Raw genomic sequence first — 23,502 nt, forward strand, 5'->3', positions numbered from 1 at the left:
GAAAGGCCACGTCTTGCATATGGCGTATCGCCCGCCGATCGCGCTAGAGATGGGCCGATGCAGCGTCCTCGCCCAGACCCTCACGGATGATCACGATCGGTAACGTCGAGGCGGTTCTGCTGGGCGCGGGGGCGTGCGGGATCATTATCCTGGGCATGGTCCTGCTGTTCCTCGGCATTCGCGCGCGGTCGGAGGCGTCGACCGTGCGGCTGGAGCGCGACCGGCTCGATGCGCTGATGCGCTCGGGGCCCGCCCAGCCGATGGTGATCCGCACCGACGGTCGGGTGGAGATGCCGCCGCGCCTGGCCGACTGGCTGGGCCTGATCGATGCGGCGCGTTTCCTGGAGGAATTGTCGAGCGACGATGCCGGGCTGACGGCGGAGGACCGGGCGCTGCTCGCCGCCGATCTGAACGCGGCGCAGAAGACGGGGCGGCGCTTCCGCCGGGTCGTTCGCCCGCAGGGATCGACGCGCACCCTGTTGTTCGAGGGCGCGCGCGCACCGGCGGATCAGGGCGCGGCGGGCGAGGTCGTCATCTGGGCGTTCGACATGACCGAGGCGCAGGACGAAATCGCGCGTCTGGATGCCGAGGCACGGCGGCTGGGCGACGCCTTCCAGGCGCTGACCGGGCTGATCGAGGCGGCGCCGTTGCCCATGTGGTATCGCGGCACCGACCTGCGGCTCGCCATGGTCAACAGCGCCTATGTCGAGGCGGTCGAGGGGCGCGATGCCGCCGATGTCGTCGGACGCGGCCTGGAACTGGTCGAGGGATCGGGACGCGGTGGTCCGCTTGCCGGGGCGGCGGCGGCGCGCGACCAGGGGCGGCCGCACGAACAGGTATTGCCCGCGACCATCGATGGCGCGCGCCGGGCCTTGCGCATCTTCGACGTGCCGTTGCCTACCGGGGGTATTGCGGGCTTCGCGGTCGATATCGAGGACCTGGAACAGTCGCGCGCCGGGGCCAAGCGTTTCGCCGAGGCGCAGCGCGCGATGCTCGACCGGCTGTCAGCGGCGGTGGCGCATTTCGGGCCGGATCGCGGCCTGGTCTTCTGCAACCAGCCCTTCCGCCGCATGTTTGCGATGCGCACCGAATGGCTGGCTGATCACCCGGAGTTCGACCGTATCCTGGAGCGGATGCGCGAGGCCAATCGCAGCCCCGAGGTCCGCGATTTCCCCGGCTGGAAGGCGGAGCGGATCGAGTGGTTCCGCCAGGCGGGAACGGGCATCGAGGAGCAATGGCATCTGCCCGGCGGCACGCATCTGCGCGTCGTGGCGCAGCCGCTGCCCGATGGCGGGCTGCTCGTGATCTTCGAGGATCGGACCGAGGAGGTGCAACTGGCCTCCGCGCGCGACACGCTGCTCCGGGTGCGCACCGCGACTTTCGACAATTTGTTCGAGGCGCTCGGCGTGTTCGCCGCCGATGGCCGGTTGCAGTTGTGGAACAACCGTTTCCGCGCGCTGTGGGGGCTGGAGGAGGATTTCCTGACCAGCCATCCGCGCGTCGACACCTTTGCAGAGCGCATTGCCGAGAGGCTGGCGACGCCGGGGCGGTCGGGCCTGATCGTCGATCTGGTCCGCTCGGCCACGCTCGAACGGCAGCAGCGCGGCGGGCGTGTCGCCTTTGCCGATGGGCGGCATTTCGAGTTCGCGGGCGTGCCGCTGCCCGACGGCAATGCGCTGTTCACCCTGCTGGACATCACCGACAGCAGGCGGGCCGAGCAGGCCTTGCGCGACCGTGCCGACGCGCTGGAGGCGGCGGACAAGGTGAAGACCGCCTTCGTCGCCAATATGAGCTATGAACTGCGCACGCCGCTGACCTCGATCAGCGGTTTTGCGGAGATGCTGCACGGCGGTTTCGCCGGGCCCTTGCCCGACACCGCGACGACCTATGTCGAGGCAATTTTGGAATCGACCGAGCGGCTGGGCCTGCTGGTCGACGACGTGCTCGACCTGACCCGGATGCAGGCGGATGCCGAGATCACGCGCGAGGATGTGGAGCTGGCCCGCGTCGCGCGCGCAGCGGCGGACACGATCCGGCCGATCGCGGGGCGGCGCAAGCTGGACTTCGCCATTGAAATTCAGCGCTCCTTGGGGCGCATCACCGGCGATCGTCGCCGGTTGCAGGAAACCATCGAGCATCTGCTCCGCCACGCGGTCGAACAGACGCCTGAAGGCGGGCGCATCCTGCTCCATGCCGATGGCGATTCGGCGCGCGCGCGGATCGTGGTGTCGGACGACGGACAGGGCATGGACGCCGCATCGGTCGCCCGCGCCTTCGACCGCTTTGCCGAGCCTGGGATCAAGGCGACCGGCGAACGCGCGCTGGGCCTGGGCCTGCCGCTCGCCAAGCAGTTCGTCGAGGCGCATGGCGGCACCATCACCCTGTTGTCCGAACCGGGCGAGGGTACGCTGGTCACGGTCGAACTGCCCCGGCGCGTGAGCGAAAAGGAAAAGCCATGACGATCCGGCTGGCCGATGCCGCCGCCACCGAGGATTTCGGCCGCCGCTTGGCCGCGCATATCCAGCCGGGTGACGTCGTGACGCTGACCGGGGCGCTGGGAGCGGGCAAGACCAGTCTGGCGCGCGGGCTGCTCGCCGCGCTTGGCCTGCCCGGCGAAGCCCCGAGCCCCAGCTTCGCGATCGTCCAGCCCTATGCCCCGCCCGAGACGGTGTTTCCGGTCCTTCATGTCGACCTGTACCGGCTCGACGGGCCGGAGCAGATGGAGGAACTGGGGCTGGACGAAGCCTTGTGGGACTCCGCGCTGATCGTCGAATGGCCGGACCGGGCGGGCGAGGGGGTATGGCCGCAGGCGCTGGCGCTGACCCTGGAGATGGACCCGGACGGCGGACGCATCTTGACAGCGCAAGTGCCCTCGGGCTGGGAAAACCGATGGCCGATATGACCCCGCCGGCGGATGCCGCCGCCTTTCTGACGACGCTGGGATGGGAGGGGGCGGTGATCGCCCCGCTCGCCGGAGATGCCTCGTTTCGCCGTTATTTCCGGGTGACGCTGGAGGCGCGCCGTGCCGTCCTGATGGACGCGCCGCCGCCGCATGAGGACCCGCGCCCCTTCATCGCCATCGCGCGCTGGCTGGTCGGCAAGGGCTTTGCTGCGCCAGCGATCCTGGGTGCCGACGAAGCGCGCGGCCTGGTCCTGATCGAGGATTTCGGCGACGACCGGATGCGCGAGGCGATTGAGGCCGATCCCGACGTGACGGTGCAACTCTATAGCGATGCGGTCGACCTGCTCGCCGCGCTGCGAAACCACGCCCCCGAGGGATTGGCACCGTACGACACCGCCGTCCTCCACCGTGAGGCGGCGCTCTTGCCCGAATGGTACACGCCCGCCGTTGGCCTCGACGTCGATGTCGAGGGCTATCGTGCCGCCTGGGATCAGGTGTTCGCCCATGCGCTGGCCGACAAGCCCGTCACCGTGCTGCGTGATTATCATGTCGAGAACCTGATGCTGGTCGGGCCCGGGCGGACGCTGGGCCTGCTCGACTTTCAGGACGCGCTGGCGGGGCATCCGGCCTATGACCTTGTTTCGCTGCTCCAGGATGCGCGGCGCGATGTCGAGCCGTCGATCGAAGAGGCGATGCTCAAGCGCTATCTGGCCGCGACCGGCGAGGGCGATGCGTTCCTGAACGCCTATCATGTCCTGGGTGCGCAGCGGAACGCCAAGATCATCGGCATCTTCACCCGCCTGTGGAAGCGCGACGGCAAGCCGCGTTATGCCGCGCTGTGCCCGCGCGTCTGGGCCTATCTGGAACGTGACCTGACGCATCCGGTGCTGGCCCCGGTGGCCGCCTGGTTCGACGATAACGTGCCGCCCGAACTGCGCGGCGACCCGAAGGTGCTCTCGCAATGACCCGCCAGCTCTCGATCCGCCCGACCCCCGGTGGCCGGGTGCCGCGCACCGCGATGGTGATGGCGGCGGGGCTGGGCAAGCGGATGCGCCCGCTGACCGCCACGCGGCCCAAGCCGCTGGTCTCGGTGGCGGGCAAGCCGTTGATCGATCATGTCTTCGACCGGCTGGTCGCGGCTGGGGTGGAACGGGCAGTGGTCAATGTCCATTATCTCGCCGACCAGCTCGAAGCGCATCTGAAGGATCGTTTTCCGGGGATCGAGGTCATCATCTCCGACGAGCGCGAGCAGTTGCTCGAAACCGGTGGCGGGCTGGTCAAGGCCAGGCCTTTGCTGGGCGATGAGCCGATCCTGGTCATCAACAGCGACAATTTGTGGATCGACGGGCCGGTCGATGCGATCCGCCTGCTCGCCTCGCGCTGGGACGACGCGACGATGGACGCGCTGCTGCTGATGGTGCCGCTGGCGCGGGCGCACAATCATGATGGGCAGGGCGATTTCTATCTGGGTGCCGATGGCCGGATTACCGCTCGCCGAGCGCGTAGCCGGGTCGCGCCCTTTTCCTATACCGGGCTTCAGATCCTGCATCCCCGCCTGATCGCGGACGCGCCCGAGGGGCCGTTCTCGACCAACCTGTTCTGGAACCGCGCGATCGAGGCGGGACGTGCCTTCGGCCAAGTTCATCAGGGGCTGTGGTTCGATGTCGGCACCCCGCGTGCCATTCCGCAGACGGAGCTGATCCTCTCGGATGGCTGAACCCCGCCGCCCGAGGCTCCATACCATTCCGGCGCATCGCGGGTTCGCCGATGCGCTGGTCGCCGGATTGATGCGGCGCACCGGGGGCGATCCGCTGACGCTGGCGCAGGGCATGATCCTGCTGCCGACCAATCGCGGTGTCCGCGCGGTGACCGAGGCGTTCGTGCGCGCGAGCGGCGGCGGCCTGATCCTGCCGCGCATGGTGGCGCTGGGCGATCCTGAACTGGGTGAAGCGGCCGGCTCCGCGCTCGATCCCGCCGATGCCGAAGCCCCGCCGCCACCCGCCATCGCGCCGTCGGCGCGCCGGATGATCCTGGCGCGGCTCGTCGAGCAGGAGCGGCAGCGGGCGGGCCAGCCGGTGACGGCGGCGGAGGCCGTCAGGCTGGCGGGCGATCTGGCGCGCACGCTGGACCAGATGCTGGTCGAGGAGGTCGATCCGGCGGAACTGGCCCAGCTCGACCTGGGTCCCGAGCTGACCGAGCATTGGCAGTCGGCATTGGCGACCTTTTCGGTGGTGCTCGACCGCTGGCCCGCCGTGCTGGCGAAGATGGGGCGGATCGACGCGGCGAGGCGGCGAACCCTGTTGCTCGACCGGGTTGCCGCGCGGTGGCGCGAGGCCCAGCCCGCCGGGTTCGTCTGTGCGGCGGGTGTCACCGATACCGCGCCTGCGGTCGCGCGGCTGCTGCGCTGCGTGTCGGAGATGCCGGGCGGATCGGTGGTGTTCGCCGGGCTGGACCTGACCATGCCCGACGAAGAGTGGGATTCGCTGGGCCCGCACAAGCCCGATCCCCAGACGGGTCGCACCCGCCGGTCGGTCGAGACCCATCCGCAATATGCGTTGAAGCTGCTGCTCGACCGGATGAGCGTCGCGCGGGGCGAGGTGACGGTCTGGCGCGGTGGCGGCGATTATGATGCAGGCTCTGCGCGCGGACGGGCCATCGCCAACGCCATGGCCCCGGCAGATTTTACCGGCAAATGGACCGATCTGCCTGCCGAAGACCGGCGGCTGTCGGGCGTCTCCACCATCGAACTCGCCACCCCGGCGGAAGAGGCGCAGGCCATCGCGCTGGCGCTACGCGAGGCGGTCGAGGAGCCGGGTCGTACCGCCGCGCTCGTCACCCCCGACCGCGCGCTGGCGCGGCGGGTGGCGGCTCATTGTCGGCGCTGGAACATCCTGATCGACGATACGGCCGGGCGGCCTTTGTCGATCCTGTTGCCGGGCACCTTCCTGCTGCAACTGGCCGAAGCGGCGGCACAGCATTTCGCGCCCCTGCCGCTGCTGGCGCTCCTCAAGCATCCGCTGATCCGGGGGGAGATGGATCGGGTCGAGTGGCTCGACGGCGTCCGCGCGCTCGATCGGGCGCTGCGGGGGCCGCGCCCTGCGCCGGGGCTGGACGGCATCGCCGCGCATGTCGCCGACAAGCCGCCCGCGTCCGCCTTCTGGGCCAAGGCGGCGCCGATGCTGGAGGCGGTGGGCCGGACCTTTGGCGATGGGCCGCAATCGTTGCGTGGGCTGCTCGCCTGTCTGCGCGAGTGTGGGCAGACGTTGTGCGGCGATGCGCTATGGACCGGCCCGGCAGGACGCGCGGCGGCCGAGTTTTTGGCGGCTTATGAGGAACAGGCCGATCATGGCCCCGCGCGGGTCGACCCGGCCGAACTGCCAGGCCTGCTGCGCAGCCTGTTCGACGAGATCGCCATCCGCGCCATCCCGCGTGAAGGCCAGCATCCGCGCCTCGCCATATACGGCCCGATCGAGGCGCGTCTCCAGACCGCCGACCTGATGATCGCAAGCGGCCTGAACGAGGGTGTCTGGCCGGGCCGACCCGCGCCCGATCCGTGGCTGGCGCCGCGTATCCGTTCGCTCTTGGGGCTGGTCGGGCTGGAGCAGCGGATCGGCATCGCCGCGCACGATCTGGCGCAGGCGATGGGGGCACCCCGCGCGATCCTGACCCGCGCCCGCCGCGATGCCAGCGGGCCGACCCTGGCCTCGCGTTTCTGGCTGCGGCTTCAGGCGATGGCGGGCGATCGGTTCGAGGCGCATCCGAGCTTGGCTGCTTGGGCGGTCGAGCTTGATCGCCCGGAGGATTACGCTCCGGTCGACCGGCCCGCGCCCAAGCCGCCCGCCGCGCTTCGCCCCACCACCATTTCAGTGACCGAGGTGGACCGGCTGAAGGCCGATCCTTATGCCTTCTATGCGCGCCGCGTGTTGCGCCTGTCGCCTCTCGATCCGGTCGATGCCGATCCCAGTGCGGCGTGGCGCGGAACCGCCGTCCACGACGTCCTGGAGATGTGGTGGAAGGAGGATCGCTGTGACGTCGAGGCGCTTCGCCCCCGCGCGCTGGCGATGCTGCGCGACCAGAATACCCATCCGATGATGCGTGCGCTGTGGCAGCCCCGGCTGATCGAGGCGATCGACTGGATCGCCGCCGAGGTCGCCGCCAAGGCGGGCGAGGGACGCCATGTCCTGAGCGCCGAGGGCAAGGGCGAGGCGAAGCTCGCGGGCGTCACGCTGACCGGCCGGTTCGACCGGATCGACAGGGCGGCGGACGGATCGCTGGTGGTGATCGACTATAAGACCGGCAAGCCACCCTCGACCACGGCGGTGCGCGAGGGGTTCAGCCTGCAGCTCGGCCTGCTCGGCCTGATCGCCGAGCGGGGCGGGTTCCAGGGCGTGACGGGCAAGGCGGGCGGCTTTGAATATTGGTCGCTGGGGCGCGGGCGCGAGGGGCTGGGCTATATCGCGACGCCGGTCGATCCCGATGGTAAGCGCGAGCGGATACGGACCGACGAGTTCGTCGCCATCGCGGCGGCGAACTTTGCCGAGGCGGCGGGCCAGTGGCTGACGGGCGACGCGCCCTTCACCGCCAAGCTGGTGCCCGAATATGCGCCCTATGCGGAATATGACCAGCTGATGCGGCGGGATGAATGGTATGGCCGTGATCGGTGATCGTGCAGCGGTAGCGGACGGGGACTCCCGCCTGTGGAGCGTGGGCCAGTGAGCGCGCGTCCCATGGCCAATCTGCCGCCGCTGAAGGGCGCGCAGGCCGCCGCCAGCGACCCCAAAGCCCATGTCTGGCTGTCCGCCTCGGCGGGCACGGGCAAGACGCAGGTGCTGGCTGCCCGCGTGTTCCGCCTGCTGCTGGCGGGTGTCGCGCCTGAGGCGATCTTGTGCCTGACCTTCACCAAGGCGGGTGCGGCGGAGATGGCGCAGCGGATCAACGGCCGCCTCGCCGCCTGGGTGCGGATGCCCGAGACCGAGCTGTTCGCCGACCTCCGCGCGCTGGGTGAGACGGCGACCCCGGACTTGCGCGAGCGGGCGCGGACGCTGTTTGCCCGTGTGCTCGACGCGCCGGGCGGCGGATTGCGTATCCAGACCATTCACGGCTTCTGCCAGGGGCTGCTCGCGGCCTTCCCGGTCGAGGCGGGCCTTGCGCCGGGCTTCCGCCCGCTGGAGGCGCGCGAGGAGGCGGTGTTGGCACGCGAGGCATTGGCCCGGATGCTGGAAAACGCCGAGCGCGAGGGCCGGGTCGGCCCGGTCGAGACGGTCGGCGCGCTGTCGTTGCGGCTGGGCGAGGGCGGGGCGGAAGCCTTCCTCGCCGCCTGCGCCCGTGCGCCGGGCGCGCTGGAGGCGTTGCCAACCGGTATCCAGCCCTGGCTCCGCCGTGCGCTCGACCTGCCGTCGGGCGACATCGACGAGGCGATTGCCGAGGGTGTCGAGGATATCGACGAGGACGCGGTGGTCCGGCTGGCGGGGGCGAACCGCGCCTGGGGCACTGCGACCGGCGACAAGGCGGCGGCGGTGCTGGAGCGCTGGATCGCTAGCGACCGGGCGGGGCGGGTGGCTTCGCTCGAAGAACTGATGGGCACGGTCTTCACCGCGAAGGGCGAACCGCGCAAGGCGTCCAAGAAGCTGACCGACGCCGATCCCGATTACGAGGACATGGCGCGCGAATTGGGCGAGGCGTGTCGCCACCTCCTCGGCCTGGCGGCACGGGCGCGTCATGCCGATCTGCTCGCCGATGCGCTGACCGTAGGTCGTGACTATGCGCGCGCTTATACCCTGTCGAAGCGCGCCATCGGGGCGGTCGACTTCGACGACCTGATCCGCACCACCGTCGAGCTGCTGGAGCGGCCCGGCATCGGTGAATGGGTCCGCTACAAGCTCGACCAGGTGACCGAGCATGTCCTGATCGACGAGGCGCAGGACACCAATGCGCATCAGTGGCGTATCGTCCGCGCGCTGGCGGACGAGTTCTTTGTCGGGCGCGGGCTCTATGCGCCCTCGACACGGACGCTGTTCACGGTCGGCGATCACAAACAGGCGATCTTCGGCTTTCAGGGCACCGACCCGATCAACTTCCAGGCGGCCGAGCTGCATTTTGCGCGGCGTGCGGGCGAGGTGGCGGGCGATGACGAATGGCCGCCCGAGGAGCGCGGGCTGCCGTTCAACCAGCTGTCGCTGACCCATAGCTTCCGCTCGACCACGCCGATCTTGGAGTTCGTCGACGCCGCGATCGAGGCGCTGGGCGAACCCGGCATGGGGATGGTGGGCGAGGTCGAACGCCATGCCAGCGAGGTGAAGGGGCCGGGCCGCGTCACGCTCTGGCCGCCGGTCGTGGCGGGTGGCAGCGACGAGGATGAGGAAGGCTGGATCGACGACGCGGTGCGCAAGGTCGCGACCGACATCGCGCGCGCCGTCCGTCGCTGGCTGGACGATGGCGTGATGCTGGAGAGCAAGGGCCGCAGGCTCGAGCCGCAGGACATCATGATCCTGGTCAAGCGGCGCGGCGACCTCGCCTCGTTGATCGTCGCTCGGCTCTATGCCGAGGGGGTGCCGGTGGCGGGTGTCGACCGGCTGCGGCTGAATGCGCCGCTGGCGGTGCAGGACCTGCTGGCGACGGTGCGGTTCGCGCTCCAGCCCGAGGATGACCTGTCGCTGGCCTCGCTGCTCGTGTCGCCGCTGATCGGCTGGTCGCAGGATCGGTTGATGACGGCGGGGCACCGGGAGCGGGGCTCGCTCTGGGCGCATCTGACGCGGACCTTGCCGCCTGAGGATCTGGCGCCGCTCCGCCAGATGCTCGCGCGGGCCGATGTGTCGACGCCGTACCAGTTTCTGGAAGAGTTGTTGTCGGGGCCGCTCGACGGGCGGCGCAAGCTGATCCGGCGGCTGGGGACCGAGGCGCGCGATCCGATCGAGGAACTGCTCAACGCCGCGCTGACCTTCGAGAGCACGACGACGCCTTCGCTCCAGCGCTTCCTCGACTGGTTCGATCGCGGCGATGTCGAGATCGTGCGCGATCCGTCCGCGCCGCTGGACGCGGTGCGGGTGATGACCGCGCATGGGTCGAAGGGATTGCAGGCGCCGCTGGTCATCCTGGCCGACGCCACCGCCGATCCGACCGCGAGCCCACGTTCGATCCTGCGCTGGACGCCCGAACCGGGGGCCTTGCCGATCCCGGTCTTCCCGCCACGCGCCGACGAACGGGGCGGGCCGCTGGATGCGGTCGCCGCCGAGATCGCCGCGCGCGAGCTGGCCGAGCATTGGCGGCTGTTCTACGTCGCAGCGACGCGCGCGGAGGAACAGTTGGTGATCACCGGCGCGCTCGGCAAGCGGGCGGCGGGCGTGCCGCCGATGCACAGCTGGTACGCGACCTGTGCACGCGCGATGACCGCTTTGGGCGTGCCGGAGGTCGAGCCGGGCGACGGCCGGTCGCGGCTCTTCATTGGCAGCGCGCCGCAGGACCCGGTGGCGCCGCGCGCGACCAAAGCCGTGTCGACCCAGCGTGAAGTGATCGCACTGCCCGAATGGGTCCACGCGCCCGCGCCGCAGGAGTCGCGCCCGCCGCGTCCGCTCGCGCCATCGTCCCTGGGTGAGGATATGGTCGCCGATCCGCCCCCGACGCCCGCGATGCGCGCGGCCGCGGAGCGCGGACGGTTGATCCACTGCCTGCTCGAACGCCTGCCCCCGGTCGCAGCCGACCAGCGGCGCGGGGCGGCCGAGCGTTGGCTGATCCAGGCCGCAGGGGTCGAGGATGCCGCCCTGCGCGCGGATGTGACGGGGGCGGTGTTCGCGATCCTCGACGACCCGGCCTTTGCGCCGCTGTTCGGCCCGGATTCGCTGGCGGAGGCACCGATCGCGGCGACCCTCGCCAACGGCCTGGTCGTATCGGGCCGGGTCGACCGGTTGCTGATCGGGGCGGAGGAGATCCGGCTGATCGACTATAAGACCGGCCGACGCGCGCCCGGCGGGATCGATGACGTGCCGGTATTCCATCTGGCGCAAATGGCGGGCTATGCCGCCGCGCTGGAGGTCATCTTTCCGGGCCGGGCCGTGTCAGTCTCGCTGCTCTACACGGCGGGGCCGCGCCTGATCACCGTGCCGGACGCGGTACTGGCCGCTCACAAGCCGCGCTATCGCGACGGGGAGCAAAGCTTGGCCTTGGGTGGTTGAGCCCTCGAACCCGGCGTCTTACATGGATCGCAATTCAAGGAGTGTAATAGACATGGCAACCAAGCAGATCACCGACGCCAGCTTCGAGGCGGACGTCCTGAACTCCGACAAGCCGGTGCTGGTCGATTTCTGGGCCGAGTGGTGTGGACCGTGCAAGATGATCGGCCCGTCGCTGGAAGAGCTGTCGGACGAACTGGGCGAGCAGGTGACGATCGCCAAGCTGAACATCGATGACAATCCCGACGCGCCCGGCCGTTACGGCGTGCGCGGCATTCCGACGATGATCCTGTTCAAGGGCGGCGCGGCCGCCGCGACCAAGGTCGGTGCCGAGCCCAAGGGCCGGATCAAGGCCTGGCTGGAAGGCGCGCTGTAAGGTGTAGACGGTTTCGGGACGGTCTCGGTGAGACACCATTCCCTCCCCTCGGTCCCCTCCCGCCTGCGGGAGGGGAGGAAGCAGGAAGACGGTTTATAGAGCCCGCGCGTGCCGCTTGGCACGCCCCTCCCGTAGACGGGAGGGGATGGGGGAGGGCAGGAGGTCTCACCGAGACCATCGCTCGCGGCATTTCCCTTCCCAAAGCCCCTCCCAATTGCGGGAGGGGCTTTTTATTGAATTCAACTCAGCGGGATCATCACCACGTCGCGAAACGGCGCGCGCTCCTGTAGCGAGGCATACCACCGCTCCATATTCGGTCGCGAGGGCCGCTCCACCGGCAGCTGGAACCACGTATTCGCATAGGCCGCGACCGGAATATCGCCGATCCCGAAACCATCGCCGGACAGCCACTCCTGCCGCCCCAGCACGTCGTCGAGGATCGCGGACAGCCCCGCCGCGCGCGCCACGCTTCGCTCGATCAGCGCGGCGTCACGCTTTTCGGGTGCGGTGCGCACCATTTGGAAGAAGATCGGCCGGATCGCATCCGCCCAGGTAAAGTTCCAGTCCATCCAGCGCTCCACCGACGCGCGCGCATGCGGGGCCACCGGATAGAAAGCCTCGCCGCCATGGCTCGCCGCCAGGTAACGCAGGATGCTGTTCGACTCCCACAGGACGAAGCCGTCATCTTCGATCGTGGGGATCAGCGCATTGGGGTTGAGCGCGCGGTATGCCTCATCCATGCCAAATGCGCCGCCCACATCGCGCCGGTCATAGGCCAGCCCCATCTCCTCGGCCAGCCACACGACCTTCTTGACGTTATGCGAGTTGAGGCGGCCCCAGATGGTCAGCATGCGCCTCAGCTCCGGTAATCGGCGTTGATCGAGATATAGCCGTGGGTCAGGTCACAGGTCCAAACCGTGGCGACGCCTTCGCCGAGGCCCAGGTCGACGCCGACCGCGATCTCCTGTCCCTTCAGATGGTTGGCGACCGGGGCTTCGTCATAGCCTTCGACCGCGAGGCCGTCCTTCGCCACCAGCGTCTCGCCGAAGCGGATCGACAGCTTGTCGCGCTCGGCCGGTTCGCCTGCCTTGCCGACGGCCATGACGACACGGCCCCAATTGGCGTCTTCGCCCGCAATGGCGGTCTTCACCAGCGGCGAGTTGGCGATCGACAGGGCGATGCGGTGCGCCGAGCGGTCGCTCTCCGCGCCCTCGACCCGGATCTCGATCAGCTTGGTCGCGCCCTCGCCGTCGCGTACGACCAGCAGCGCAAGCTGGTGACACAGATCGGCCAGCGCCGCGCGGAAGGCATCCGCCCCGTCGCTCTCGTCATCGACCAGCGGCGCATTGCCCACCTTGCCCGTCGCGAAGGCCAGCACCGTGTCGCTGGTCGAGGTGTCGCCATCGACCGTGATGCACGAAAAGCTGCGGCCATTGGCGGCGCTCAGCGCGCGTTGCAGGAATTCGGGCGAGACGGCGGCGTCGGTGAAGATGAAGCCGAGCATCGTCGCCATGTCCGGCGCGATCATGCCCGACCCCTTGATGATCCCGGCCAGAGTCACCGTGCGACCATCGACGACAGCGGTGGTCGTCGCGCCCTTGGCAAAGGTGTCGGTGGTCATGATCGTCGCGGCGGCATCCTCCCAGCCGCACGGCTCGGCGGTGAAGGCGGCGTCCAGCCCCGCTTCGGCCTTGTCGATGGGGAGTGGAACTCCGATCACCCCGGTCGAGGCGACGAACACGTCGGAGGGCTGGCACCCGACCGAGGCGGCGGCGCGGGCGGCAATGGCTTCCACGGCGGCGCGGCCTCGATGGCCGGTAAAGGCGTTGGAGTTGCCCGCATTCACGACCAGCGCGCGCGCCTGGCCCAGGACCAGCGCCTGGCGACACCATTCCACCTCCGGGCTGGGGCATTTGCTGGTGGTCAGCACACCCGCGACACTGGTCCCCTCGGGCAGCGTGACGAAGGTGAGGTCGCAGCGATCCCAATTCTTGTACCGCGCCCGGGCGACGCGCAGCGTCACGCCGTCGATGGCGGGCAGGGCGGGGAAGGGCTGGGCGAGGGGCGAGGTGGCGGTGCTCATGGCCCTGTGCTTTGCCGCTTGCGCGCGCGGGCTGCAACGGGTGTGATAGGCCGTCGAGCGATTTTGGCTGGAGGAATCGAGATGGCGCTCTGGGTGCTGGGGTTGATGCTGCTGGTGCAGGACGCGCCCGTGCAAACGGACGATGCGCCCAGGCCCGAACTGGTCGGCGACATGGGCGTCGTCTTCGGCCCCGACAATTATCCGCCAGCCGCGATCCGTGCCCGCGAGCAGGGCCGTGTCGTCGCCGACCTGACGGTCGATCGTCAGGGGCAGGTTACCGATTGCCGCATCGTGGAGTCGGCTGCGGCGTCGCTGGCCGAGGAGACATGCCATCTCGCCGTATCGAACACCGGCTTGTTCCGGGCGGCAAGGGATCGCCGGGGCGCGACCGTGGCGAGCCACTACAGGCTCCGAATTCATTGGCAATTGCCCGATGGGGGACGCGAGTCCGACACGGTGAGGGCATCCGATGCCTTGCTGCCCGCCACCCTGCGCGTCACCGTCGAGCCCGATGGCCGGGTGCTCAGCTGTTACGGGGGGCTGCCCATGGACCAGCACGCTTTGCCGCTGGGTCATGCTGTCTGCACCGGGTTCGCCCGGCAGATCGTCGAAGCCGTTACACACCACAGCGGCAGGCCCCCCGTCCAGCGGTTGGAGGGGCGGTTCTTCGTCGATTATGCGCCGAGCCTGGCGGGCCATGCCATCCCTGCCTGGCCTCGGGACATGGTCGTGCTGAATGACATGAATGTCAGCTATGTGGTGACGCCCGAGAAGAAGCGGGTCAATTGCCAGCGTGACCAGCGGGTCTGGGAGGCCAGCGTGCCGATGCTCATACCATGCGGCGACGAAACGGTCGTGGCCGTCGACCCGTCTTGGCGCCGGGAGAATGCTCTGTTCCGTATGGGCTATCGCGTTCTGGGCAGCGCTCGATAAGCCTGTGCCGTATCTGTCCATGCAACGGATGGACGCGCCGCGCGTATCTGCCTAAGACAAGCTTCGCATGAACCTGCTTCTGCTCCTCTCTGCCCTATTGTCCGCGCTGACCGGCGTGGGGGCCAGCGCGCGTGGGCAGGAAGCGCGCGGGGTCGTTGCCGAGCGCTGCATCGTTTCGGCCGCCAAGCAGGCTGCTGTCGCGCGTGCCGCGACCCGACCGGCGCAGGCATTGGCCAGCCTTTTTGCGAGTGCCGTGCCGACCTATCGTCTTGATAGGGAAACTCCGCGCCCGGTGGTGGCGATCTTCATGGGCCGTCGGCGCGAATAAGCCCCGGCGTCGGCTGCGGCTGACCCTTTCCTTACCATTGCAGTCGCGCGTGCCTTCGCTGGAATGGCGCTGCGCCTATCTCACGATATTTCAGTCAGGAAATCGCTTATGTTCGGCGGCCTCGCCAAGTCCCTGTTCGGTTCGTCCAACGACCGTTACGTCAAGTCGCTCAAGCCCCTGGTCGCCAAGATCGCCGCGTTCGAGCCCGAAATGGAGGCCATGACCGATGCGCAGCTCGCCGTACAGACGGTGAAGTTCCGCGAGCAGTTGGACCAGGGTGCGACGCTCGACAGCCTGATCCCCGAAGCCTTTGCCACGGTGCGCGAAGCCGCCAAGCGCGTGCTTGGCCAGCGCCATTACGACGTGCAGATGATCGGCGGCATCGTCCTTCATCGCGGCGAGATCGCCGAAATGCGCACCGGTGAGGGCAAGACGCTGGTCGCCACGCTCGCCACCTATCTGAACGCGCTGCCCGGCAAGGGCGTCCACGTCGTGACCGTCAACGACTATCTCGCCAGCCGCGACGCCGCGACGATGGGCCGCGTCTATGGCTTCCTGGGCATGACGACCGGCACCATCATCCCGAACCTGGATGATGCGCAGCGCAAGGCCGCCTATGCGGCCGATATCACCTACGGCACGAACAACGAGTTCGGCTTCGACTATTTACGCGACAATATGAAGTATGAGCGCGCGTCGATGGTGCAGCGCCCCTTCAACTACGCCATCGTCGACGAGGTCGACTCGATCCTGATCGACGAGGCGCGCACGCCGCTTATCATCTCGGGGCCGACCGACGACAAGTCGGAGCTGTATATCGGTGTCGATGCGATCGTGAAGCAGCTGACCGCCGACGATTATGAGAAGGACGAGAAGCAGAAGTCGATCATCCTGACCGAGGACGGCACCGAGCGCGCCGAGCGCCTGCTCGAGGCGGCCGGGCTGCTTCAGGGTGAAAACCTGTACGATTTCGAGAATACCCAGGTCGTCCACCACCTGAACCAGGCGCTGCGCGCGAACATGATGTTCAAGCGCGACACCGATTACATCGTGAAGGATGGCAAGGTCATCATCATCGACGAGTTCACCGGCCGCATGATGGACGGGCGTCGCTGGTCGGAGGGCCTGCACCAGGCGGTCGAGGCGAAGGAGGGCGTCAATATCGAGCCCGAGAACCAGACCATGGCCTCGATCACCTTCCAGAATTATTTCCGCATGTATCCGAAGATTTCGGGCATGACCGGCACCGCCGCGACTGAGGCGGGCGAATTCTACGATATCTACAAGATCAACGTCGTCACCATCCCGACCAACGTGCCGATCGCGCGCGTCGACGAGGAGGACGAGTTCTACAAGAACACCCAAGACAAGTTCCTGGCGATCGCCAAGAAGATCCGCGATCACGCCGCTAAGGGGCAGCCGGTGCTGGTCGGCACCGTCTCGATCGAGAAGTCGGAACTGCTGAGCGAATTCCTGACCCAGGAGGGCGTGCCCCACAAGGTGCTGAACGCGCGCTATCACGAGATGGAAGCGCATATCGTGGCGCAGGCCGGTCGCCTGAGCGCGGTGACTATCGCCACCAACATGGCCGGTCGCGGCACCGACATCCAGCTGGGCGGCAATCTGGAATTCCGCATGCTCGACGAGCATCCCGAGCTGGTCGAGGGCACGCCGGAATATGAGGCGGCGGCGACGCGCATCCGCGCCGAAATCATCGAGGAAAAGCAGAAGGTGCTCGAGGCGGGCGGCCTGTTCGTGCTGGGCACCGAGCGGCACGAGAGCCGCCGCATCGACAACCAGCTGCGCGGCCGTTCGGGGCGTCAGGGCGATCCGGGCCTGTCGCGCTTCTACCTCAGCCTCGACGACGATCTGCTGCGCATCTTCGGGCCGGACACGCTGTTCGCCAAGATGATGCGCAACAATATCGAGGATGGCGAGGCGATCGGCAGCAAGTGGCTGACCAAGGCGATCGAAACCGCGCAGAAGAAGGTCGAGGCGCGCAACTACGACATCCGCAAGCAGGTCGTTGAATATGACGACGTGATGAATGACCAGCGCAAGGTCATCTATGAACAGCGCGCCGACATCATGGATGCCGAGACGGTCGGCGATGTCGTCGCCGACATGCGCGCCGAGACGGTCAATGCGATCGTGGGCGCGGCCTGCCCGCCTAACAGCTATCCCGAGCAATGGGATGTCGCGGGCATGAAACAGCAGCTGAAGGACCTGCTGAACCTCGAGCCGCCGGTCGACGACTGGATGACCGAGGAAGCGATCGACCCCGAGATCGTGCTGGAGCGCGTCAATGCGCTGGCCGACGAGGCGGTCGAGGCCAAGTCCAAGGAGCTGGAGCCGGACACCTGGGCCAGTGTCGAAAAGTCGATCATGCTCCAGAATCTGGACCATCATTGGAAGGAGCATCTGGCCACGCTGGACGCGCTGCGCCAGGTCGTCCACCTGCGCGCCTATGCGCAGAAGACGCCGATCAATGAATATAAGCACGAGGCGTTTTCGCTGTTCCAGCGGATGCTCGACAATATCCGCGAGGATGTGACGCGCACCATCGCTTATGCCCAGTTCCAGCTTCAGGCGCCGCCGGAATTGCCCGAGCTGCCGGACTTCATCACCTCGCACTTCGACCCGTTCACCGGCGAGGACAATAGCAACGACTGGGACGCCGCCGCGCGCGGTCTGCTCCAGCCGCAGATGCCGCCCATGCAGATTCCGCAGCCCGAGGGCATGGACCTGGGCACCGACCCGTCGCAGTGGGAAGGCCGCGTCAACCGCAACGCGCCGTGCCCTTGCGGCTCGGGGCTGAAGTACAAGCATTGCCATGGGGCGGTGACGGTCTGATCCCCTGTCGACCGGTAAAGTTAGAGGGCGGTGAGCTTAGGCTCGCCGCCCTTTTTCATTCCTCTCCTTGCAGGGGAGGAATAGACAGCCTTTGTTAAGCGGGCTGGGGCGATCCTCGGCCGATAGGGAGGATTGATCATGAAACACTATGCGATGCTGGCCGTCATGACAGCCTCACTACCTGCCGCCGCGCCTGCGCAGTTCGTCAGTGCCGGGCCACCGTCCGATATCCTCGCGATGCCCAATCAGCCAAGCGTCGCGGCCGACCGACGCGACATCCGTCGCGCGATCCGTGAGGGGCGGCGCAGTGGAGACATATCGCGCGCCGAGGCCCGATCCTTTGGACGCGAGGATGCCGCGATCGGCGAGCTTGGCGAGCGTTTCGCCCAGGACGGGCTTTCCTTGTCCGAAGAGCGCGAATTGCAGGTCCGTTCCGAGGCGTTGCGCGGCCTGGTCAATGCCCGCCGAGTGCGCGGCGGACAGCCCTGATCCCAAAAAAAAAGGGCGGCCATCCCAGAAGATGACCGCCCTGATGACGTGTTGAAAAGACCGACTTACTTCGGCATCACCACCGTCGGCCCGATCGTGCTGACGATCGCGCGGGCGTCGAAGGCGCGCAGGTTGTCGCGCGGGATCGGACCCTTGCGCATAACCACCTCGGCGGTCGCTTCGTAGCGGTCGATGGTGTTGATATCCATGTTGTTACCGAAGAAGGGGTCACCCCAGAACGGGTCCCAGCTGCGCCAACCGAAGCCGCGGCCATAATAGCGCCACGACGGGCCCCACCAGCCGCCGCCCCAGCCACCGAAGCCCGGCCCGAAGGCGCCGGGCGTCGAATAGGTGCGCGAGCGCAGCTGCGTGTCGCGATCGGCCATCACGAAATAGTCATAGCCATTGGCCAGCGTCAGCTCGGCCGCGCGGAATAGCAGGTAACGCTCGACGGTATCGCGCGACGTGACGGTGTTGCCCGCGAAGCTGACGATGAAGCGGCCGGGCTCCAGCTGCTGGTCGGAATAACCGGTGCGGTAGAAGCCCGAACCCGTTGCCGGGCGATAGGTGGTTTCGGTCGCACATCCCGCGACCATCAAGGTGCTGGCGCCGAGCAGCGCGAGCGCGATCTTCCGACCGAATTGCATGGACACTTCTTCCTTTCCTTGCCGCCCGACCGAGCCGGACGGCAACAGCCCTGTAGCTGATGCCCGTTTAGCTCATCTCTCCAGAACGGTCGATGAACGGTTTGGCTCCCGCGATGAATAGTGCGTCACATGCCCGCCACATGGATTGCAATTTGCCGACGATGCGGTGCGCGGCGATGCTCGAAGAGGTAGATGCCTTGCCATGTGCCCAAGCTGAGCCGCCCGCCGATCAGCGGTATGGATAAATGAATGCCGGTCAGGATGGCGCGCAGATGGGCGGGCATGTCGTCGGGCCCTTCGTCATCATGGGCATAGGCGTGGGCCTCCTCCGGCGCGAGCCGGGCGAAATAGGCGAGAATGTCGGTCTTCACCTCCGGCGCGGCATTTTCTTGGATGATCAGCGAGGCCGAGGTGTGGCGACAGAACAGAGTCAGAAGCCCTTCCTCCATGCCCTGTTCTCGGACCCAGGCGGAAACGGGACGCGTAATCTCGGTCAGGCCCTGACCATGGGTATCGACGGACAGGATGGTGGTGGCTTGGCGCATGACCGATCAATGCCCGAGCGTAGGGATCGGTGCCAGCCTGCGCGGTCGTGCGACGCGAAATGAACGGCTTTGATCGGTGCGCGTTGTGCGGGCTTGAGGAAAAGGAGACTTGCCATGAAAGCCCTGCTCGCCGCTCTGGCCGTTGTTACCGTTGCCGCCCCCATCGCCGCCACCCCCGCCGTCGCGCAGGACCGCGACTATCGCTGGCACGGCGACCGCAACGACTGGGACGCGTCGCGCGATTATCGTCGCGGCAATCATCGCGAGCGTCGCCTGACTCGTGACGACCAGATTTTCCGCGGTCGTGACGGTCGGACCTACTGCAAGCGCAATGACGGCACCACTGGCCTGGTCATCGGCGCGGTCGGCGGCGGTGTGCTGGGCAATGTGATCGGCGGCGGTACGCTGGGCACGCTGCTGGGCGCGGGCGGCGGTGCGCTGCTCGGCCGCTCGATCGATCGCGGCAAGGTGCGCTGCCGCTGACGGAGGCAGGGGATGCCGGTGGCATGGGCCATCGGTGTCCCCACCACCCCTAGCCAAAGGGGTTGGCCCTGCCGCATGATGCGCGGCGGGAGGATTATGATGGCGCAGTATCTCAAATGGACGACGGCGATGGCCGCAGCCTTGTTGGCCAGCGGATGCAACCGTGCCAAGGCGGACGATAACTGGACCGCCGATCAGGATACCGCGATCTGCACCGACGCGCAGGGCAAGCGCCTGCCCGATGACCGGTGTCGCCAGACACGCGTCGGCATGGGCGGTGCGGCCTTCTGGTATTTTCTGGGGCGAGGGCGTCCCATTCCCTTTTACGGCGAACGCGCCACCGGCGGGAGCTTCCGCCCGGCAACGGGTGCTCGCTACGTTGCAGCCCCCTCGGGCAGTGCAATGACCCGGTCGGCCGCGATCAGTCGCGGCGGCTTCGGCGCATCGGCGTCGCGTTTCGGTGGTGCTGGCGCATGATCCGCCAGAGCCTGTCTCCCCGTCCCGACTGGCAGGCCAAGGTCGAGGCGCTGGGCCTGATCTGGCATGACGGCGGTGACCGGCCCTATTGGGACGAAAGCGCCTGTTATCGCTTCACCCGCGCGCAGGTGGATAATATCGAGAGTGCGACCACCGAACTCTATCGCCTGTTCCTGGCGGCGGGGGAGGCGGTGGTCAGCGATCCCGCGCTACTCGCCCGCTTCGCAATCCCGCCCGCCTTTCACGATCCGATCCGCGAAGCCTGGGAAGCCGAGCCGCCGGCGCTGAATTTCGGGCGGTTCGACCTGGGCTATGACGGATCGGGCGCGCCCAAGCTGTTCGAGTTCAATTGCGATACACCGACCTCGCTGCTGGAAGCGGCGGTGGTGCAATGGGCGTGGAAGGAAGAGTGTTTCCCCGCGCTCGACCAGTTCAACAGCCTGCACGAGGCGCTGGTTGCGCGCTGGGCGGAGATCGCGCCCGATCTGCCCTCGACGCTGCACGTCGCTCATATCGCGGACAGGGCGGGCGAGGATGCCGTCACCGCCGCCTATATCCGCGATACGGCGGAGGCGGCGGGCATCACCACCGTTCCCATCCTGATGGAGCGTGTCGGCTGGCACCATGAGGCGCATTGCTTCGTCGATGAAGCGGACATGCGCATCGAGGCGATGTTCAAGCTCTATCCCTGGGAATGGCTGGTCCAGGAGGAGTTCGCCGTGCCGCTGCTCCACAATCTGGAGCGCGGCGACCTGACGTGGATCGAGCCGATCTGGAAGATGATCTGGTCGAACAAAGCGATCCTGCCCGTGCTATGGGACCTGTTTCCGGGCCATCCGAACCTGTTGCCCGCCAGCTTCGCGATCCCGCAGGGCGATGCGGTCGCCAAGCCTTTATTGTCGCGCGAGGGCGCCAACGTCTCGATCCGCAAGGCGGGAAGCATCGTCGCCGAGACGGCAGGGGATTATGGTGAGGAGGGCTATATCTACCAGTCGCTCTACCGTTTGCCGGAAGCGGCTCCGGGGTGTTTTCCGGTGCTGGGGAGCTGGGTGGTTGACGGGGCGGCCGTGGGGATGGGTATCCGCGAAGACGGGCTGATCACCTCGAACACGGCGCGGTTCGTGCCGCATGTGATCGACGGGTGATCCGTCATGGCTGGCGCTGTCTGGGGGAAGACAGCGCCGGTGGCTCCCTGAGTAGGATTCGAACCTACGGCCGCTCGATTAACAGTCGAGAGCTCTACCGCTGAGCTATCAGGGAATGTCCGGCGCTGTGGAGGGGTCCTATAAAGGGCTCGAAAAAAGCCGCAACCCCCTTTTTGACGGTTTTGCGTAAGTTTGGCCGCCAAAGCTGTGGATAAATGCCTGGCCGGCCTATGTCGCCCGCCAGACGACGAACTGCTCCCCCGTCGCCGATCAGGCGACGAACTGCTCCATCGTGATGCGGTCGTCCAACGCGTGCTCGGGGTCGAACATCAGCGTCAACTCGCGCGACCGGTCCATGCAGATATCCACCTGCGCCACGTCGCGCACCTCGCGCTGGTCGGCGACGGCGGAGACGGGGCGCTTGCCCGGATCGAGCACCTTGATCGAAATCCGCGCCTTGTCGGGCAGGATCGCACCGCGCCAGCGCCGGGGGCGGAACGGGCTGATCGGAGTGAGCGCGATCAACGCCGAACCAAGCGGCAGGATCGGACCCTGTGCCGAGAAATTATAGGCGGTCGAGCCTGCCGGGGTCGCGGCGAGGATTCCGTCACAGGCCAGTTCGGGTAGGACGATGCGGCCGTTGACCGCGACTTCCAGCTTGGCGGTCTGACGGGTTTCGCGCAGCAGCGAGACCTCGTTGATCGCGGGCAGCTGGTGCACGCGACCATCGATGCCGGTCGCTGTCATCTGGAGCGGCGTTACGCGGAACGGCTTGGCACGGGCCAGCCGGTCCTCCAGCCCATAGCTGCGCCACTCGTTCATCAGGAAGCCGACCGTGCCCAGGTTCATGCCGAACACCGGCACCGGCCCACGCCGCCGCTCCAGCATCCGGTGCAGCGTCTGCAGCATGAAGCCGTCGCCGCCCAAGGCTATGACATAATCGGCATCGTCGAAATCGACCCAATCGGCGCTGTTCTGCAGATCGGCGACCGCTGCTTGAGCAGGGGCGGTAGGCGAGGCGACGATTGCCCGCCGGAGAGGTTGGGTCATCCGCCGGTCACACTCATGTGACGCGACACGGCCGGGGCCGAGCCCGTTTCGATACGGAAGTCGTGCCGGGCAGGCTTGGCGGCCAGCCCCATGTCGATCGCCGCATCCAGCCCTGCGATGCCGCCGTCGCGTAGCGCGGCCTTCAAATCCACCTGATCCTCATGACCCAGGCACATATACAGCTTGCCCTCGGTCGTCAGCCTCACGCGGTTGCACCCGTCACAAAAATTCGCGGTCAGCGGCGAGATGAGGCCGAGCCGGGTTTCGCTCCCCTCCACCTGCCAATAGCGCGCAGGCCCGCCCGTGCGATGTCCAGCGCGGACCAACGGGAACGCCGTCGCCAGCCGATCGAAGACGGTGGTCAACGGCAGGAAACGGTCCACCCGATCCTCATCGATCGCGCCCAGCGGCATGGTTTCGATCAGCGACAGGTCCAGCCCTTCGGAAACGCACCAGGCGAGCATCGAATTGATCTCGTCTTCGTTGAGACCCTTGAGCGCGACCATGTTGATCTTGATGTCCAACCCTGCGTCGCGTGCCGAGAGGATGCCGTGGATCACCTGGGCAACATCGCCGTGACGCGTGATGTAGCGAAACCGTTCGGGATCGCGGCTGTCCAGGCTGACATTGAGCCGCCTGACGCCCGCATCGACCAGCGCGCCCGCATTATCGGCCAGGCGGGTGCCGTTGGTGGTCATGGTCAATTCGTCGAGCCCATGCCCGACATGACCACCCAGCCGCTTGACCAGATCGACCACGTCGCGGCGGACGAGCGGCTCGCCACCCGACAGGCGGATGCGGGTCACGCCGCGCGCGATAAAGCGTTCGGCGATGATCGCGATCTCATCGAGGCTCAGCAACTTGGCGCGCGGCAGAAAGGTCATCTGCTCGGCCATGCAATAGCGGCAGCGCAGGTCGCAGCGATCGGTGACCGAGATGCGCAAATATCGGATCGTGCGGCCATGTTGATCGACCAGCGATCCGGCAGTCGAGGCTTTGGCACTGCCCATCGTCATGAAGCTAGCC

The 23,502-nt window shown here is 67.4% G+C and carries 20 protein-coding genes and 1 tRNA gene; 14 read left to right on the forward strand and 7 right to left on the reverse strand.

Annotated features, from left to right (window positions below; all coding sequences use genetic code 11):
• The first annotated feature begins 86 nt into the window (after positions 1-86).
• The 7 genes from SB4_RS03080 to trxA all read left to right on the forward strand — a co-directional run bounded on the left by SB4_RS03080 (position 87) and on the right by trxA (position 11,443).
• Positions 87-2,459 carry a sensor histidine kinase gene (locus SB4_RS03080; protein ID WP_058751363.1) on the forward strand — a complete coding sequence of 791 codons (2,373 nt, stop codon included), beginning with the start codon at positions 87-89 and terminating at the stop codon, positions 2,457-2,459.
• Positions 2,456-2,902 (forward strand): tRNA (adenosine(37)-N6)-threonylcarbamoyltransferase complex ATPase subunit type 1 TsaE, encoded by a 447-nt coding sequence (gene tsaE / locus SB4_RS03085; RefSeq protein WP_058751364.1) that lies wholly within the window; start codon positions 2,456-2,458, stop codon positions 2,900-2,902. The genes SB4_RS03080 and tsaE overlap by 4 nt, the downstream gene beginning before the upstream one ends.
• A complete protein-coding gene (locus tag SB4_RS03090) occupies positions 2,899-3,867 on the forward strand; it encodes an aminoglycoside phosphotransferase family protein (protein ID WP_082669922.1) in 969 nt (322 codons plus the stop codon). The genes tsaE and SB4_RS03090 overlap by 4 nt, the downstream gene beginning before the upstream one ends.
• Positions 3,864-4,619 carry a nucleotidyltransferase family protein gene (locus SB4_RS03095; RefSeq protein WP_058751366.1) on the forward strand — a complete coding sequence of 252 codons (756 nt, stop codon included), beginning with the start codon at positions 3,864-3,866 and terminating at the stop codon, positions 4,617-4,619. The genes SB4_RS03090 and SB4_RS03095 overlap by 4 nt, the downstream gene beginning before the upstream one ends.
• A complete protein-coding gene (locus SB4_RS03100; RefSeq protein ID WP_058751367.1) occupies positions 4,612-7,566 on the forward strand; it encodes a PD-(D/E)XK nuclease family protein in 2,955 nt (984 codons plus the stop codon). The genes SB4_RS03095 and SB4_RS03100 overlap by 8 nt, the downstream gene beginning before the upstream one ends.
• Positions 7,567-7,629: 63 nt before the next feature.
• Positions 7,630-11,070 carry a double-strand break repair helicase AddA gene (gene addA / locus SB4_RS03105; protein WP_058751399.1) on the forward strand — a complete coding sequence of 1,147 codons (3,441 nt, stop codon included), beginning with the start codon at positions 7,630-7,632 and terminating at the stop codon, positions 11,068-11,070.
• A gap of 52 nt (positions 11,071-11,122) precedes the next feature.
• Positions 11,123-11,443: a thioredoxin gene (gene trxA / locus SB4_RS03110; protein ID WP_058715935.1), complete on the forward strand. Its 321-nt coding sequence runs from the start codon at positions 11,123-11,125 to the stop codon at positions 11,441-11,443.
• 239 nt (positions 11,444-11,682) lie between these two features.
• Here the strand turns inward: trxA and SB4_RS03115 are convergent, their stop codons facing one another.
• Both SB4_RS03115 and argJ read right to left on the reverse strand, forming a co-directional pair.
• A complete protein-coding gene (locus SB4_RS03115) occupies positions 11,683-12,294 on the reverse strand; it encodes a glutathione S-transferase family protein (RefSeq protein WP_058751368.1) in 612 nt (203 codons plus the stop codon).
• A gap of 5 nt (positions 12,295-12,299) precedes the next feature.
• Positions 12,300-13,526 carry a bifunctional glutamate N-acetyltransferase/amino-acid acetyltransferase ArgJ gene (gene argJ, locus SB4_RS03120; RefSeq protein WP_058751369.1) on the reverse strand — a complete coding sequence of 409 codons (1,227 nt, stop codon included), beginning with the start codon at positions 13,524-13,526 and terminating at the stop codon, positions 12,300-12,302.
• A gap of 81 nt (positions 13,527-13,607) precedes the next feature.
• On the opposite strand from argJ, the gene SB4_RS03125 reads away from it, so the two are divergent.
• The 4 genes from SB4_RS03125 to SB4_RS19410 all read left to right on the forward strand — a co-directional run bounded on the left by SB4_RS03125 (position 13,608) and on the right by SB4_RS19410 (position 18,129).
• Positions 13,608-14,459 carry an energy transducer TonB gene (locus SB4_RS03125; protein ID WP_058751370.1) on the forward strand — a complete coding sequence of 284 codons (852 nt, stop codon included), beginning with the start codon at positions 13,608-13,610 and terminating at the stop codon, positions 14,457-14,459.
• Positions 14,460-14,526: 67 nt separating this feature from the next.
• On the forward strand, positions 14,527-14,787 hold the full coding sequence (locus SB4_RS03130; RefSeq protein WP_058751371.1) for a hypothetical protein: 261 nt from the start codon (positions 14,527-14,529) through the stop codon (positions 14,785-14,787).
• Positions 14,788-14,895: 108 nt separating this feature from the next.
• Entirely contained in the window at positions 14,896-17,640 is a 2,745-nt protein-coding gene (gene secA / locus SB4_RS03135) for a preprotein translocase subunit SecA (RefSeq protein ID WP_058751372.1), read from the forward strand.
• A gap of 138 nt (positions 17,641-17,778) precedes the next feature.
• Positions 17,779-18,129 carry a hypothetical protein gene (locus SB4_RS19410; protein WP_153006032.1) on the forward strand — a complete coding sequence of 117 codons (351 nt, stop codon included), beginning with the start codon at positions 17,779-17,781 and terminating at the stop codon, positions 18,127-18,129.
• 65 nt (positions 18,130-18,194) lie between these two features.
• Here SB4_RS19410 and SB4_RS03145 read toward each other — a convergent pair whose 3' ends face one another.
• On the reverse strand, positions 18,195-18,776 hold the full coding sequence (locus SB4_RS03145; RefSeq protein WP_058751374.1) for a CC0125/CC1285 family lipoprotein: 582 nt from the start codon (positions 18,774-18,776) through the stop codon (positions 18,195-18,197).
• Positions 18,777-18,901: 125 nt separating this feature from the next.
• The gene (locus tag SB4_RS03150) at positions 18,902-19,321 is read right to left on the reverse strand and encodes a secondary thiamine-phosphate synthase enzyme YjbQ (protein WP_058751375.1); all 420 of its coding nucleotides are present in this window, start codon (positions 19,319-19,321) and stop codon (positions 18,902-18,904) included.
• Positions 19,322-19,435: 114 nt separating this feature from the next.
• On the opposite strand from SB4_RS03150, the gene SB4_RS03155 reads away from it, so the two are divergent.
• From SB4_RS03155 to SB4_RS03165, 3 genes are all read left to right on the forward strand, one after another.
• Entirely contained in the window at positions 19,436-19,804 is a 369-nt protein-coding gene (locus SB4_RS03155; protein ID WP_058716452.1) for a glycine zipper 2TM domain-containing protein, read from the forward strand.
• Between the two features lie 129 nt (positions 19,805-19,933).
• On the forward strand, positions 19,934-20,281 hold the full coding sequence (locus tag SB4_RS03160; protein ID WP_241488455.1) for a hypothetical protein: 348 nt from the start codon (positions 19,934-19,936) through the stop codon (positions 20,279-20,281).
• Complete coding sequence (locus tag SB4_RS03165; RefSeq protein ID WP_058751376.1) at positions 20,278-21,426, forward strand: glutathionylspermidine synthase family protein; 1,149 nt, start codon at positions 20,278-20,280, stop codon at positions 21,424-21,426. Before SB4_RS03160 ends, SB4_RS03165 begins: the two co-directional genes overlap by 4 nt.
• A 40-nt stretch (positions 21,427-21,466) precedes the next feature.
• On the opposite strand, the gene SB4_RS03170 is transcribed toward SB4_RS03165, so the two are convergent.
• The 3 genes from SB4_RS03170 to moaA all read right to left on the reverse strand — a co-directional run bounded on the left by SB4_RS03170 (position 21,467) and on the right by moaA (position 23,486).
• Positions 21,467-21,541 (reverse strand) — tRNA-Asn (locus tag SB4_RS03170).
• A gap of 155 nt (positions 21,542-21,696) precedes the next feature.
• Positions 21,697-22,476: an NAD kinase gene (locus SB4_RS03175; RefSeq protein WP_058733420.1), complete on the reverse strand. Its 780-nt coding sequence runs from the start codon at positions 22,474-22,476 to the stop codon at positions 21,697-21,699.
• Positions 22,473-23,486, reverse strand: a complete 1,014-nt coding sequence (gene moaA / locus SB4_RS03180) for a GTP 3',8-cyclase MoaA (protein ID WP_058751377.1) — start codon at positions 23,484-23,486, stop codon at positions 22,473-22,475. The genes SB4_RS03175 and moaA overlap by 4 nt, the downstream gene beginning before the upstream one ends.
• Between the last annotated feature and the right edge of the window lie 16 nt (positions 23,487-23,502).

This window comes from Sphingomonas sanguinis (assembly GCF_001476905.1).
Taxonomy (GTDB): domain Bacteria; phylum Pseudomonadota; class Alphaproteobacteria; order Sphingomonadales; family Sphingomonadaceae; genus Sphingomonas; species Sphingomonas sanguinis_B.